The organism is Clostridium caldaquaticum, from assembly GCF_023806125.1.
In the GTDB taxonomy this organism is placed as follows: Bacteria; Bacillota; Clostridia; order Clostridiales; family Clostridiaceae; genus Clostridium_AT; species Clostridium_AT caldaquaticum.
Genome location: NZ_JAMSKT010000022.1, coordinates 1 through 14,517, shown reverse-complemented (window position 1 = coordinate 14,517; position 14,517 = coordinate 1). Strand labels below are relative to the sequence as shown.

At 32.2% G+C, this 14,517-nt stretch carries 14 protein-coding genes and 1 pseudogene; 9 read left to right on the top strand and 6 right to left on the bottom strand.

Translation table 11 applies throughout. The annotated features are described in order from the left end of the window. Positions 1–71: 71 nt before the first annotated feature. The 3 genes and pseudogenes from M2651_RS12610 to M2651_RS12600 all read left to right on the top strand — a co-directional run bounded on the left by M2651_RS12610 (position 72) and on the right by M2651_RS12600 (position 3,322). The gene (locus M2651_RS12610) at positions 72–482 is read left to right on the top strand and encodes a hypothetical protein (RefSeq protein ID WP_252132707.1); all 411 of its coding nucleotides are present in this window, start codon (positions 72–74) and stop codon (positions 480–482) included. Between the two features lie 200 nt (positions 483–682). Then, complete coding sequence (gene tyrS / locus M2651_RS12605; protein ID WP_252132706.1) at positions 683–1,903, top strand: tyrosine--tRNA ligase; 1,221 nt, start codon at positions 683–685, stop codon at positions 1,901–1,903. A 232-nt stretch (positions 1,904–2,135) separates the two neighbouring features. Then, a pseudogene (locus M2651_RS12600) lies at positions 2,136–3,322 on the top strand (IS3 family transposase). Between the two features lie 140 nt (positions 3,323–3,462). Here M2651_RS12600 and M2651_RS12595 read toward each other — a convergent pair. The 4 genes from M2651_RS12595 to M2651_RS12580 form a co-directional block, all read right to left on the bottom strand. After that, complete coding sequence (locus M2651_RS12595) at positions 3,463–3,648, bottom strand: hypothetical protein (RefSeq protein ID WP_252132705.1); 186 nt, start codon at positions 3,646–3,648, stop codon at positions 3,463–3,465. An 87-nt stretch (positions 3,649–3,735) separates the two neighbouring features. Beyond that, positions 3,736–4,086, bottom strand: coding sequence for an IS66 family insertion sequence element accessory protein TnpB (gene tnpB, locus M2651_RS12590; protein WP_252132704.1), 351 nt, complete (start codon positions 4,084–4,086; stop codon positions 3,736–3,738). Further along, entirely contained in the window at positions 4,080–4,394 is a 315-nt protein-coding gene (gene tnpA, locus M2651_RS12585) for an IS66 family insertion sequence element accessory protein TnpA (RefSeq protein WP_252132703.1), read from the bottom strand. Before tnpA ends, tnpB begins: the two co-directional genes overlap by 7 nt. A gap of 210 nt (positions 4,395–4,604) precedes the next feature. Continuing rightward, positions 4,605–5,657, bottom strand: coding sequence for a LacI family DNA-binding transcriptional regulator (locus M2651_RS12580; RefSeq protein ID WP_252132702.1), 1,053 nt, complete (start codon positions 5,655–5,657; stop codon positions 4,605–4,607). A gap of 464 nt (positions 5,658–6,121) precedes the next feature. On the opposite strand from M2651_RS12580, the gene M2651_RS12575 reads away from it, so the two are divergent. The 6 genes from M2651_RS12575 (at position 6,122) to M2651_RS12550 (ending at position 13,917) form a co-directional block, all read left to right on the top strand. Beyond that, on the top strand, positions 6,122–7,075 hold the full coding sequence (locus M2651_RS12575; RefSeq protein WP_252132701.1) for an ABC transporter permease: 954 nt from the start codon (positions 6,122–6,124) through the stop codon (positions 7,073–7,075). 24 nt (positions 7,076–7,099) lie between these two features. Continuing rightward, positions 7,100–7,984 carry a carbohydrate ABC transporter permease gene (locus tag M2651_RS12570; protein WP_252132700.1) on the top strand — a complete coding sequence of 295 codons (885 nt, stop codon included), beginning with the start codon at positions 7,100–7,102 and terminating at the stop codon, positions 7,982–7,984. 27 nt (positions 7,985–8,011) lie between these two features. Next, the gene (locus M2651_RS12565; protein WP_252132699.1) at positions 8,012–9,649 is read left to right on the top strand and encodes an ABC transporter substrate-binding protein; all 1,638 of its coding nucleotides are present in this window, start codon (positions 8,012–8,014) and stop codon (positions 9,647–9,649) included. A gap of 147 nt (positions 9,650–9,796) precedes the next feature. Beyond that, positions 9,797–11,326 (top strand): glycoside hydrolase family 32 protein, encoded by a 1,530-nt coding sequence (locus M2651_RS12560; protein ID WP_252132698.1) that lies wholly within the window; start codon positions 9,797–9,799, stop codon positions 11,324–11,326. Between the two features lie 77 nt (positions 11,327–11,403). Continuing rightward, positions 11,404–12,894, top strand: a complete 1,491-nt coding sequence (locus M2651_RS12555) for a glycoside hydrolase family 32 protein (RefSeq protein WP_252132697.1) — start codon at positions 11,404–11,406, stop codon at positions 12,892–12,894. 57 nt (positions 12,895–12,951) lie between these two features. Then, on the top strand, positions 12,952–13,917 hold the full coding sequence (locus M2651_RS12550; protein ID WP_252132696.1) for a carbohydrate kinase family protein: 966 nt from the start codon (positions 12,952–12,954) through the stop codon (positions 13,915–13,917). 208 nt (positions 13,918–14,125) lie between these two features. Here M2651_RS12550 and M2651_RS14480 read toward each other — a convergent pair whose 3' ends face one another. Together M2651_RS14480 and M2651_RS12545 are read right to left on the bottom strand one after the other, a co-directional pair. Further along, positions 14,126–14,191, bottom strand: a complete 66-nt coding sequence (locus M2651_RS14480) for a hypothetical protein (protein WP_350338304.1) — start codon at positions 14,189–14,191, stop codon at positions 14,126–14,128. 10 nt (positions 14,192–14,201) lie between these two features. Next, positions 14,202–14,517, bottom strand: a 316-nt coding sequence (locus M2651_RS12545; protein WP_434062153.1) for a transposase, incomplete at its 5' end; no start/stop codon positions are given.

Here is a 14,517-nt window from a genome sequence, read left to right as displayed (position 1 = left end):
TGAATAAATATTCTGAATATTATATAATGAAGGAAACAGCACCTAAAAAATAACACGAAGGGGTGGTAACCATGATTCATGTATTTTGTAATAAGAGAGGTTCAGGAAAAACAAAAGCTTTAATCAACTTGGCAAATGACAGAGCTTTGGAGTCTAAGGGACATGTTGTGTACATCGACGATGATAAAAGACATTTATTTGATCTTAACAGAAATGTTAGACTAATAGCAGCTAAAGATTATTGTTTAAAAGATTACAATTGTTTTTATGGTTTTTTGTGCGGCATTATTTCAGAGGATTATGATATAGATACTATCTTCATTGATGGCCTGTCTAATATTGTCCAGGGGAATATAAGGGATGCTGCACATTTGTTTTTTGATTTAGAAAAAATCTCACAAGAAAACAACGTAGAGTTTTATATAAATATTAACAGTGAAGAAGCTGAAATGCCTGAGTTTATTAAAAAATATGTAGCATAAAATTAAAGACTGCGCCATACGGTGCAGTCTTTAATTTTAGTTAGTTTTTAATGAAATTTCAATATAAAATCTATTATACATACAATTAAATATTGATAAATTACTGTTTTAACTATATACTATAAAGAAGGAATTTTAACGCAAGAGGTGCTGCAGAAGTAATTGTTATGCGCACAATAATAAACACAGGAGGATTAAATATGGCAAGTGTATTAGATACATTAGTTGAACGCGGGTTTATAAAACAGTATACCCATGAAGCTGAAATAAGAGAACTTTTAGAAAAGGAAAAAATAACTTTTTATATAGGATTTGATCCAACAGCAGACAGTTTACACGTAGGACATTTTATCGCAATGATGATGATGGCACATATGCAAAGAGCAGGCCACAGACCAATAGCATTGGTTGGTGGAGGAACTGCCATGGTAGGAGATCCATCAGGTAAATCTGATATGAGAAAAATGCTTACTAAGGAAGATATAGCTCATAATGTGGCATGTATAAAGAAACAAATGCAGAAGTTTATAGACTTCAGTGATGGAAAAGCTATATTAGATAATAATGCAGAGTGGCTTTTAAATCTAAATTATGTAGAATTTATAAGAGAAATAGGAGTTCATTTTTCAGTTAATAAAATGTTAACTGCAGAATGTTTTAAACAAAGATTAGAAAAAGGACTTTCCTTTTTAGAGTTTAACTACATGCTTATGCAGGGTTATGACTTTCTTGAATTAAACAGAAGGTATGGCTGTGTAATGCAGCTTGGCGGCGACGACCAATGGTCAAATATGCTTGCCGGCGTTGATTTAATTAGAAGAAAAGAAAACAAGCCTGCTTTTGCTATGACTTGTACTCTTTTAACTAACAGCGAAGGCAAAAAGATGGGTAAAACAGAAAAAGGAGCTTTATGGCTTGATAAGGATAAAACTTCTCCATACGATTTCTATCAGTACTGGAGAAATATAGCTGATGCAGACGTTCAAAAGTGTCTTGCACTGTTAACCTTCCTTCCAATGGATGAAGTTAGAAGATTAGGTTCACTTAAAGATGCAGAAATAAATGAGGCTAAGAAAGTTCTTGCTTTTGAAGTTACAAAGCTTGTGCATGGAGAGGAAGAGGCAATAAAGGCAAAATCTGCTGCAGAAGCTTTATTTGGCGGAGGAGCTGATATGAGCAATGTTCCAACAGCTGTTATTAGTAAAGATATGGTAGGCTCCGCAATTTTAGATATACTAACTGCAGCTAAGGTAATTCCATCTAAAGCAGAAGGAAGAAGACTTATTCAGCAAGGCGGTTTAAGTGTAAATAATGAGAAAGTTACAGATATTAATATGGTATTAACAGAAGAACATTTTACAGATGGAAGTATATTAGTTAAAAGAGGAAAGAAAAATTATAATAGAATAGTGATAGAATAGGCTCGAGGTTTCTCGAGCTTTTTATTTTGAATGTTAAAAAATGTAATAATTTGCGATATAAATTTGTTGACTCTAATATATATATATAATATTTGACAAGAAATAATATTAAGTAATATAAGTAATTGATAAGTATATTATAAAAGTTTTTGAAAAGGAGGATGAACTATACTGGAATTGATAGACACATAGAAAGGTTGGTATAATAGAACCAAGAAAGGATGTGCCCATAATGCAAAAGAAGGTATATACAGAAGAATATAAGAAAGAGATTATAAGACTAGTTACTGAAGGCGGAAAGAAAGTATCAGAGGTTGCAAAAGATATAGGGGTTGCTGAAGTATCCTTGAGAAGGTGGATTAAGCAGTATAGAGAACATGGTGAAAACGCATTCCCTGGTAAAGGACACTTAAGACCTGAAGATGATGAAATGAGAAGATTAAAGAAAAGACTTGCAGATATTGAGGAGGAAAATGAGATATTAAAAAAAGCTATGCGCATCTTCACAAAGCCCGAGAAATAAGATATAGATTCATTATAGAAAACAGCTCCGAATTTCGAGTGGAGAAGATGTGTGAAGTGTTAAATATAAAAAGGAGCTCCTATTATGCTTGGATTAAGAGACCAGAAAGCAATAGAAAGAAAAATGACAAAGAATTAGTAGAGCATATACGCAGAGTACATAAAGAATCCAGAGAAACCTATGGAATAAGAAGAATAAAGACTCAACTTAATAAAGAGAACATTGCTTGTGGAAGAGATAAGGTGTCTAAACTTATGAATGAGAACAATATCCACAGCAGACTTAAAAGGAAATTTAAGGCCACTACTTATTCTAATCACAAATATCCTGTGGCTCCAAATCTCTTAAACCAGGACTTTAAAGCAGAAAAACCAAATGAAAAGTGGGTTGGAGATATTACCTACATTGCCACAGATGAAGGATGGCTGTACCTTGCATCAATAGAAGACCTGTTTCAAAAAGAAATAGTTGGATGGTCATTAGGAACAAGAATGACTAGAGATTTAGTTATAGGAGCAATGGAACAAGCTATAACTAAACATAGACCAGATGCAGGGCTGATATTTCATTCAGATAGAGGTGTTCAGTATGCGTCCTATGATTATCAAGAACTTTTAAGAAAGAATCAAATACAGCAGAGCATGAGCCGAAAGGGTAATTGCTACGACAATGCCTGCGGGGAGTCTTTCTTTGCATCCTTAAAGAAAGACGTTATATATGGAAGGAAATTCAAAACTATAGCAGAAGCTAAATAAGAGATTGTGGATTATATTGAAACGTTTTACAACTGTAAGCGGCTTCATTCCAGCTTAGGATACAAGTCTCCAAAGGAATATGTTGCTGAATATTACAGAAATAATAAGCTTCTTAATATAAATAAGTTTACTGAAAATTAGTAATATTGTTTATATATTCTGGTAGGAAGGTATTTGTCTTTTACTGTTATATTATTGAATTTATTACAAAAGTTTATATCTGCAAATTAACAAATCATAAAATCAAGCAATTCTAAGAAAAGCATAGCAAACTATCATTTCTATGTGTCTAACTTGTCCAGAACACTCCACTTTTTGTTTTTATTAAGAATTTGATTTTTTAAAAATGCTAATTTGTTTTTTAAATTATTAATTTCTTGATCCTTATCAGCTATTTCTTTTTCCAGCTTAGAAATTATAGCTTTTACCTTTTCATCTAACTGATTTTTTATATTTAAGCCATCCATTTTAGTACCTCATCTTTTGTTTTTTACACTTATATTATAACAGAAAACCCTTGATTTTTCAAGGGTTAGAAGGTATTTAAGATAGTTTTAATAATAGTTTTTGCTATCTATTGGCTTAAATTTTGATACAGTTCTTACCTCATAACCTTTTAAAAGCCACCGTAATTCTTCCAAGTTAACTCCTAATGCTTCCGTCTTTGTCATCGGCCATTTAAATCTCCCTTTTTCTAATCGATAATAGTACAGCCAGAAGCCTTCATCAAAATGCAGTATGTTTAATTTATTCATCTGCTTATTGCAAAATACAAATAATGCTTTTTCAAAAGGATTAAGTTTAAGCTCTGTTTGAACGATAAGAGCTAAGCCATCGATGTTTCTTCTTAAATCTGTCGCTCCGCAGGCTATATATACGGTATTAACCTTATCAATATTCAGCATATTGCCGCTAGTTCCTTAAGTATAGTTTTTAATAATTCTGCTTCATCTGACGATATAAATATTTTACTTTTACCAATCTCTATACGTATATCCTTATATGCTTTTTTCGTATTATCTGCATTCTTTACAGATTTTAGAGCTATGGCATGAAATACTGGTTTATTTGGCTTGTTAAGTTTCTTTTTGTAATAATAAAGCTGATGTTTGGTTATATTATTTTCACTGCAAAAATCATTTAAAGTACCTTCATAGGAAGAATAATTTTCTAAGATTTTTTCCCAAGCTTTCTGTTGTAATGCATTTTCCAATACAGATATCTCCTGTTATTATATCTGTAATTTTATCAAGTGTATCTGTATATATCTAGACGTCTATTTTTTACGCTTTCCGTTTTCTTAATATACAGCTATTATATTCATTGCGCTTTGATTTATCAAACAAGTTCTTACTAAGCGTTAGGGCTTACCTATAAGAGTGTCTTATTTATAATTCTTTTATTGTAAATGCAGTAAATAACTTTATCTATTTAAATCACTAAGCTTTCCAGTAGAAGCTCTAAATATTGGTTCAGTTTTTACATATGTTATTTGAGAAGGCTTTGTTGGATTTTTTATTCTTGCTAGTAACATTTCGGCAGCAATAATTCCCATATCAATATTAAATATATGAACAGTTGTTAAGTTAGGTTCAATAACACGTGACTCAGGAGTATCGTCAAAACCGCAGACTACAATATCTTCTGGAATTTTTATATTTTTACTTTTTAACGCACTCATTGCACTAACTGCAATAAAATCATTTGCACACACAAAAGCTGATGGTAATACTTTCATGTTATCTAGCTGTTTTTTCATCCATTGAGGATCTGTATAAGGATAATTATCATCTTCAGTTATGCACAAAGATAAATCTAACTGGAGATTGTACTCAAGTAGTGCTCTATTAAATCCAACCCATCTTTCATTAAAGCTTTTACAGTGAGTATAATCACCAACAAAGCCAATTTTATTATGTCCGCTATCTATTAGCTTTTTTGTAATTAAATAAGTACTATGCTCGTTTTCCATTAATAAAATATCTGCATTGAGGTCTGGATATAATATGTTTGATGTAGTATCTATGAATATTGTTGGAATCCCTAAGTTATTTACTAATTGAGTATATTTCTTGTCAAATAGTTCTATGCATATTATTCCGTTTACACTTGATTTATCAAAATTATTTGGTAGAGCAAGTGAATTAAACTCAGTTTCTCGAAGAATGTGAATTGAAAGGTTGTAGCCTTCAGAACTAATTCTTTTTTCTAATCCACTTAGTAAGGAAGAACCAAAATGTGAATTAGTAGGTAATTGACGCGTCAATAAAGCAATATTGCCTGTTTTTTTTGTTATTAAATTTTCAGTATTCATAAAAGCAAACTGTTTATATTTTAAACTAATTGCTTTTTTTATAACTTTATTTCTTGTAGCTTCTGGTACGCTCTTATTACCATTTAGTGCTTTAGACACAGTATTTCTGGATAGCCCCAATGCATCAGCTATATCTTGTAAGTTTACTTTTTTTTTGCTCATACTATATAAACTCCTTTTTTATAAGTTGTTATTATAAACAATAATAAGTCTTCACTATAATAAACAATTACTTTAAAATGTACTAAGTATATAAATGATATTTTATATGCAATAGGACATTTTGTTTAAAGTAATAAAAAACTATGTTATATGTAAAATGTACAATAGTTTATATTAAAATTCAATAATCATTAAAATAAATTTTTAAAAATAAACAAATAAACAATAAATAATTTCAAAATGTAAAAATATTATTGTGAATATGTAAACAAAAATATATTTAAAAAGAAAAGAAAATGTTGACATATACTAATAAATTTGCTAATATAAAATTAGCAATAATAAAATAAAATTTTTAAAATGCAAACGATAAAACTTTGAAAATGTAAACTGATTAAAGGAGGGTTAAACATTAAAAAATAAATAATTTTATCCAGTAAAAGTTTGTAATGAGGGGGAGCTAAATGATTTCAACTGTTAAATCAATAAATGGTAAATTGATAAGGAAAGAAAAAATTTTGAAAAAAATAAGATATATAAAAGATAATTATCAATTGTATCTTTTTATTCTGCCAGCAATAGTTCTTACATTTATATTTGCTTATTTGCCAATGTATGGGATTGTGATAGCTTTCAAAGACTTTAATGTATTAAAGGGTATTTTGGGAAGTCCTTGGGTTGGATTTAAACATTTTGAAAGATTTATAGATTCACCAAATTTTATGTTAACGTTTAAAAATACTTTATTGTTAAGTATTTATGGGTTGTTATGGGGATTCCCCGCACCAATTGCTTTGGCACTTATGCTCAATAGAGTTAGAAGTAAAATGGTTAAAAAAAATATTCAACTTATTGTGTATGCACCAAACTTTATTTCAGTTGTAGTAATTGCAGGTATGATTTTTATATTCTTATCACCAGTAGGACCAGTTAATAAAATTATTACTGCTATTACCGGCAAAACTGTAAATTTTATGCTTGAGCCTAGTTATTTTAGAACAATATTTATAGCTAGCGGAATATGGCAAGGTGCTGGTTGGGCATCTATTATATATACAGCTGCACTTTCAAATGTTTCACAGGATTTAATCGATGCTGCTGTTATTGATGGAGCAAGTATTTTGAAACAAATTATACATATAGATCTACCTACAATAAAGTCAATTATGGTTATACAATTTATTTTAGCTGCAGGAGGTATAATGAATGCAGGCGGTGATAAGGCATTGTTATTACAAACTGCTGGTAACAATCCTACCTCAGAAGTTATTTCTACTTTTACTTATAAAATTGGTTTGGAAAGAGCAGACTTTAGTTATGGAGCTGCAGTAGGAGTATTTAATGCTGTAATTAATGTTATACTGCTTGTGCTTGTTGATCAAATAGTTAAGCGATTGAATGAAGGGCAGGGACTATAGTAGCAGAATGGAGGTTAAAGCTAAATGTTAAAAAAAGAATCCAAAATAGATAAGATTGTTTTACTTATAAATATTACATTGCTTACATTGATAGTTTTATCGGTATTATTACCCTTGATATATGTAGTTATTGGATCTTTTATGAAACCCACAACCTTGTTAAATAAAGGCTTAAGTTTTAATCCAAAAGACTGGTCTCTTACAGGTTATGAACGTGTTTTTAAAGATGGAACTATCTGGAGAGGATTTGCTAATTCATTTTATTATTCAACATTGTCTACTGTTATTTCCCTTGCTATTTGCTTATTTGCTGCCTATCCATTAACTAAAAAAGATTTGGTTGGTAAAAAGATTATTATGATATATTTTGTCATAACAATGTTCTTTAATGGAGGACTTATTCCAACATATATGACAATAAAAAATCTAAAAATGTTAAATACAGTTTGGGCTATTGTTATACCAGGGGCTGTAAATGTATGGAATATTATTTTGATTAGAACATACTATCAAGGCATACCACAGGAACTTCGAGAAGCGGCAATTGTTGATGGAGCATCGGACATGCATTATTTTTTTAAGATATTGTTACCGCTTTGCAAACCTATAATAGCAGTATTAATGTTATGGGGATTTGTTGGTCAATGGAATTCATGGTTTTCAGCAATGATTTATTTGGATAATCCTGATATGGCACCTTTACAGCTTGTGCTTAGAAAAATCTTAGTTAAGAATCAACCTTCACCAGGAATGATAGCAGATATTCAAGCTTTAGCATATCAACAGGAAATTGCTGAGTTATTAAAGTATTCAACTATTGTTATTTCAAGTTTACCATTAATTTTAATGTATCCTTTCTTCCAAAAATACTTTGAAAAAGGTGTATTGGTAGGATCCATTAAAGGTTAAAAATAAAAAATTATAGGGGGTACAAGCATGAAAAAAATTAGTAAACTTCTAAGTGTTACATTAGCTGCATCTTTATTAGTTACTGGCTGCGCTGCTAATGGTAATAAATCAAAAGGAGGAGGTGGAGCAAAAGGAGCAAATTCATCTCCTGATTACAGACTAACAAATGTATCATTCCCATTAAAAGAGAAAGTGACTTTAAAGATAGTTACTAGCAGTGGACTAACATCACCAAAAGATCCTAATGATAAATTAATATTCAAAAGACTTGAAGAGGCAACAAATCTTCATATTAACTGGATAAATTTCACACATGATCAATTTGGAGAAAAGAAGAATCTGTTGCTTGCAAGCGGTGATCTTCCGGACGCATTCTTTAATGGTGGATTTAGCGATTATGATCTTTTAAAATATGCAAAAGACGGAGTAATTATTCCTGTAGAAGAGTTAGTAGAAAAATATATGCCTAATCTAAAGGCAATATATGATAAACATCCTGAGTATAAAGCCTTTGCTACTGCTCCAGATGGGCATATGTACAGTTTTCCATGGATTGAAGAATTAGGCTCTGGCAAAGAAAGAATTCAATCTATATCTGATATGGCATTTATTAATATAGAATGGTTAAATAAGTTAGGATTGGAAATGCCAACAACTATTGAAGAATTCGAAAAAGTATTAATTGCTTTTAGAGATCAAGATCCTAATGGTAATGGTAAAAAGGATGAGATTCCATTGTCCTTTATTGTAAACAATGGTAATGAAGGCCCTCAATATTTATTCGGAGCCTTTGGTCTTGGGGATAATTGGGATCATACTGTAGTTACAAACGATAAGAAAGTAGTATATACTCGTGCTGATGAAGGTTATAAAGAAGCAATGAAATGGATGTACAGCTTAAACCAAAAAGGTTTAATAGATCCAGAAGCCTTTACTCAGGATTGGGCTACCTTTGTTGCTAAGGGTAAAGATAATCGTTTTGGCGTATATTTTACATGGGATAAAGATAATGTTACTGGTAACAATGATAAGTATGAATTAATGCCGCCATTAAAAGGACCAAATGGGGAGGCAAACCTTGCTAGATGTAATGGTTTTGGTTTAGATAGATCAAGAGCAGTAATTACTAGTGCAAATCAGAACTTAGAGTTAACTGCAAGATGGTTTGACAAAATGTATGAACCACTTCAGTCAGCACAAAATAACTGGGGAACTTATGGTGATCCAAACCAGCAAAACATTTTTGAATTGGTAGATGGAAAGTTAAAGCATTTACCACTAGGTGATACTGCACCTGGAGAATTAAGAGATAAAACATCTGTAGGAGGACCTCTAGCTATATTAGATGAATACTACGGCAATCAAGTGACTAAGCCAGATGATGCAGCTAGGAGACTTGAACGTATAAAGAAATTAGTTCCATATATGAAATCTGACTATGTTTACCCAAGAGTGTTTTTAACTAATGAAGAGTCAGATGAGTATACAAAGCTTGAAGCTTTAATAGCACCATATACAGATAGAAAAACTGTAGAATGGATGTCAAAAGGTGGGGTTGAAAAAGAGTGGAATGACTATTTGGCAGAACTTGACAAGATGGGACTAAAGAAGTTTATGGAAATTAAACAAAATGCTTTTGATAAGTTCTACTCAAACAATAAATAATTCAAAGTATAATTTTAATATTATTTAATAGGAGGAGTAAGTATAGTAGGTTCTTCTTTACAGCAATTATACTTACTCCTTTTTTGCAAGAATAATGTTCATATTACGATTTTTATGAATAATTTGAAAGAGATTATGGGGGTATTTATGAAAAGAAAGTTATATCGTTTCATTTCTTTAATGATTATTTTTATACTTACTGCAGTTGGATGTTCTAAAAGCAATAATAACTATAAAGAAAAGTATAGACCACAATACCACTTTTCACCTGAAAAAAATTGGATGAATGACCCGTGTGGAATGTTTTATTACGAAGGAAACTATCATTTGTTTTATCAATATAATCCAAATGATACTATTTGGGGACCTATGCACTGGGGACATGCAACTAGTCCGGATATGGTTACTTGGACTCATCTTCCTGTAGCTTTAGAGCCAGATGATCTAGGAACAATCTTTACTGGAAGCTCAGTAGTAGACAGTCAAAATACCTCAGGTTTATTTGATAAAGGTTCAGGAATTGTATCTTTATATACTAATGACAACAAAGGGCTTCAGCAGCAAAGCATGGCCTTTAGTACAGATGGAGGAAAAACCTTTAATAAATATAAGGGTAATCCTGTTCTAAAAAATATGGGAGCAAGAGACTTTAGGGATCCATATGTTTTCTGGCATGATAATACAAAAAAATGGATAATGGTACTTGCAGCTGGTGTTAAAGTTGAATTTTATAACTCCAGTGATTTGAAAAACTGGAATTACTTAAGTGAATTTGGTTCTTATGAGGGTTCTCATGGAGGTGTATGGGAGTGTCCTGGATTGTTTGAACTTCCTGTAGATGGAGATAAACAAAATATGAAATGGGTACTAAAAGTAGATGTAGGAGATAACGCTGTAGGAGGAGGATCTGGAGGTCAATATTTTATAGGTAATTTTGATGGGACTAAGTTTACTAATGATAATTCGAAAACTACTACTCTTTGGCTAGACTACGGTTCAGATTTTTATGCAGCACAAAGCTTTTCGGGAGCAAAAGCTGATGATGGAAGCTATTATTGGCTTGGTTGGATGAATAACTGGAAGTATGCACAACTAGTGCCAACAGAACGTTGGAGAGGGCAAGCTACTTTACCTCGAAAGGTAAGTTTAAAGAGTTTTCCTGAGGGGCTAAGGCTTGTACAGACACCGTTGACGCAATTAGAAAGTTTAAGATATGGTTCTAAGAAAATTAATAACAAGGTTATATCACCAGATAAGAATATCCTAAAAGGTTACTCTGGAGAAAGCTATGAAATAGTTGCTGAATTTGAATTAGGTACTGCTGAAGAATTCGGTTTTAAATTAAGAAAATCAGATTCAGAGGAAACTACAGTTTCCTATAACACTAAGAATAAAAATATTTCTTTAAACAGAGTAAACTCAGGCGAGGTTTCCTTTAGTGAATATTTTAAACGCAAGTATACTGCAGAGCTTAAGCCTGTGGATAACAAGATAAAGCTGCATATATTTGTTGATGCCTCTTCAGTTGAGGTTTTTGGAAATGATGGAAAGGTAGTAATGACAAATCTTATTTATCCTGATCCTAAAAGTAAAGGCATAGAGCTTTACTCCAAGGGAGGGGATGTAAAGCTAGTAAATTTAGAGTTTTATAAGCTGCGCAGCAGCTGGAAAAAGTAATATGAGAAGTAATATTTGTAGAGTATTCAAAACAATTTTTTATATATTTAAATCATATGTTAAAAAGGAGAGCTATAATGAGCAAACTTAGTAAAGCACGAGATTATGTTGCACAAAATAAAGATAAAATAAACCAGGAGTATCGACTTAGTTATCATGTTATGGCGGAAATAGGATGGATTAATGATCCAAATGGTTTTTGTTATTATAATAGAGAATATCATTTATTTTATCAATATTATCCTTACAACAGTCAATGGGGACCTATGCATTGGGGGCATGTTAAGAGCAAGGATTTAGTGAAATGGGAACACCTGCCTGTAGCTTTAGCGCCAGACATGTATTATGATGCTGATGGTTGTTTTTCCGGAAGTGCCATTGAAAAGGACGGAAAGCTATATCTCATGTATACTGGACATACAAATCCAGATCCGGAAAAACCAGAGAATATCCGCCAAATTCAAAATATAGCAGTTTCAGAAGATGGCATCGAGTTTACAAAGGTAAAAGCTAACCCAGTGATAGGAACAAAAGATTTGCCAGAACATGCACTGCCTCAGGATTTTAGAGATCCAAAGGTGTTTAAGCATGGTGAAGATTTCTATGTAGTAGTTGCTTCCTGTAATGAAGATAGAAGCGGGCAAATATTGCTTTATAAATCAAAGGATCTTTTAGATTGGACTTACGTAGGGATACTGGCAAGGAGTGAAAACAAGCTTGGGAAGATGTGGGAATGCCCAGATTTTTTCCGTCTTGATAACACAGATGTATTGATACTGTCCCCTATGGCTTTAAAAAGAGACGGAGATAGATACTGTAATACTAACTCCAGTGTTTATATTTTAGGTGATTTTGATTTTGAAAATTGCAAGTATAATTATCATACTGTAGAGGAAATTGATGCTGGTTTTGATTTTTATGCTCCTCAAACAATGATAGATGATAAGGGTAGACGTATACTTATAGCTTGGATGCAGATGTGGGGACGTAATATGCCAACCCATGAGAAGAATCACCAGTGGGCAGGAGCCATTACACTGCCAAGAGAGCTTAAGCTAGTAAGCGGTAAGCTTTATCAGCTTCCTGTAGAAGAGATGAAAAACTACAGAGCAAACCAGGTAAGCTATAAACATATAACAGTAAAAAACCAGTCGACTTTAGCAGGGGTAGAAGGACAAAATATTGAACTTGAACTAGAAATAGATGCCCTAGATGCAAGTAAATTTGGTCTTAAGATACTAAAGGATGAAGAGAACGAAACGGTTATGTATTATGATAAGACAGAGGGTAAGTTTGTTTTTGACCGTTCTAAAAATGGAGAGGCTTTGCTGGGAGCTGAACAAGATGAGGACATCAAATATATAAGAAAAGTGGCTGTAACTCTTTTAAATAATAAACTAAAGTTAAGAATTTTTATAGATAGAAGCTCGGTAGAAATATTTATACAGGATGGAGAAAAAGTTATGTCATCCACTGTATATCCTAAATCTACTGCAAAAAATATTGAATTTTTCTCAGATAGTGAAATAATTATTATAGAACTCAATAAGTGGGATATAAAGTTATAGGAGGCATAAGAATTAATAATTCTTATGGGCAGGATAAGGAATACGGGAGGATCTAAAATGAGAAAAATATTTACAATAGGTGAAGCGTTGATTGATTTTATACCTGAACAAAAAGGTGTAGGATTGAAAGAAGTTAGATCATTTCAGAAGGCACCGGGAGGAGCACCAGCTAATGTTGCTGCTACAGTATCATTATTGGGTGGTGAAAGTTTTTTTATAGGAAAATTAGGACAAGATGCCTTTGGAGATTTTCTTGTTGAAACTCTAAAGAATGTTGGAGTAGAAACAGACTATATATTTAGAACTAATAAAGCTAATACTGCACTTGCCTTTGTTTCCTTAAAGGAGGACGGAGAAAGAGACTTCTCCTTTTATAGAAACCCAAGTGCAGACATGCTTTTGGATGAATCTGAGATAAATCAAAATTGGTTTAACGCAGGAGATATCCTTCACTTTTGTTCTGTAAGTCTTGTTGATGCACCAGTGAGAAAGGCTCATATAGCTGCCATTGAAGCTGTGAAAGAGGCAGGAGGAATAATAAGCTTTGACCCAAACATAAGACTTCCATTATGGCATAACTATGAGGAATATAAAAATGTAATTCGTCAATTTATAAAATACGCTGATATTTTAAAAATAAGCCAGGATGAACTTGAGTTTATTACTGGTATTAATGAAGAAGAAAAAGCAATTCAATGGCTCTTATCTTTTAATGTTGAAGTTCTGCTCATCACAAGAGGAAGTAGAGGAGTTTCAGCATATTTTGGAGGCCGTGAAGTGACAGCTGAAGGATACAAGGTTAAGGCTGTAGATACTACCGGTGCAGGGGATTCCTTCATAGGAGCCTTCCTGTATCAAGTCTGCAGCAGAAACCTAAGTCTAACTGAAATATTAAATGATGAAATGGCTAGCGTACTTAAATTTTCAAATGCAGTTGCGGCTTTAACTACTATGAGCAAGGGTGCTATAAGTGCTCTACCTTCTTTAGAAGCTGTAGAAAACTTTATGATGGATAGCAATTAAAAGTTTTTTATTATTTATTATGATTAGACCACAAAAACTATCTTTTCATCTATTAGTATGATAGATTTAATTAAACTTATAAGTTGTAGAAGCTGAACTTTTAAAAAATTATAGTTAACAATAAACTTGCTAACGCACAGTTTCCTAGTGAAAGAAACTGCGTTAGCTAGATTTATGTCAATATAGCAGACACAAAAACTGAAATTTTTTATGCAGTTTTTCTTAAAGAATTTTCAAACTGTTGGGGAGTCATATAACCGATACTGCTATGCAGCCTTTTTCTGTTATACCAGGATTCTATATTTGAATATAGCTATCCTTGCAGCATCAAAGTCATAATATGTAACTAAGTTTACTTCTTCCTTTTTTAGTGTAGCATGAAAGGATTCTATACAAGCATTGTCATAAGAACATAACTTGCCGTTAAAAGAATGAATTATATTATGTTCATAAAGATAATCACCAAATTTAGAGCTTGTATACTGGGAGCCTAAATCACTATGGAGTATAACAGTATTCTTTGGTTTTTGAGTTATGTAGGCATTTTCTACAGCCTTTATAGCTAGTTCTGTATCCATAGTCTTTGAAAAAGCATAGCCA

Bases quoted from the DNA above. Each gene is read 5' to 3' on its own strand.
- tnpB (WP_252132704.1), bottom strand. From the start codon at position 4,086: ATGCTGAATATTGATAAGGTTAATACCGTATATATAGCCTGCGGAGCG.
- tyrS (WP_252132706.1), top strand. From the start codon at position 683: ATGGCAAGTGTATTAGATACATTAGTTGAACGCGGGTTTATAAAACAG.
- M2651_RS12570 (WP_252132700.1), top strand. From the start codon at position 7,100: ATGTTAAAAAAAGAATCCAAAATAGATAAGATTGTTTTACTTATAAAT.
- M2651_RS12610 (WP_252132707.1), top strand. From the start codon at position 72: ATGATTCATGTATTTTGTAATAAGAGAGGTTCAGGAAAAACAAAAGCT.
- M2651_RS12560 (WP_252132698.1), top strand. From the start codon at position 9,797: ATGAAAAGAAAGTTATATCGTTTCATTTCTTTAATGATTATTTTTATA.
- M2651_RS12550 (WP_252132696.1), top strand. From the start codon at position 12,952: ATGAGAAAAATATTTACAATAGGTGAAGCGTTGATTGATTTTATACCT.
- M2651_RS12575 (WP_252132701.1), top strand. From the start codon at position 6,122: ATGATTTCAACTGTTAAATCAATAAATGGTAAATTGATAAGGAAAGAA.
- M2651_RS12595 (WP_252132705.1), bottom strand. From the start codon at position 3,648: ATGGATGGCTTAAATATAAAAAATCAGTTAGATGAAAAGGTAAAAGCT.
- M2651_RS12565 (WP_252132699.1), top strand. From the start codon at position 8,012: ATGAAAAAAATTAGTAAACTTCTAAGTGTTACATTAGCTGCATCTTTA.
- M2651_RS12555 (WP_252132697.1), top strand. From the start codon at position 11,404: ATGAGCAAACTTAGTAAAGCACGAGATTATGTTGCACAAAATAAAGAT.
- M2651_RS12580 (WP_252132702.1), bottom strand. From the start codon at position 5,657: ATGAGCAAAAAAAAAGTAAACTTACAAGATATAGCTGATGCATTGGGG.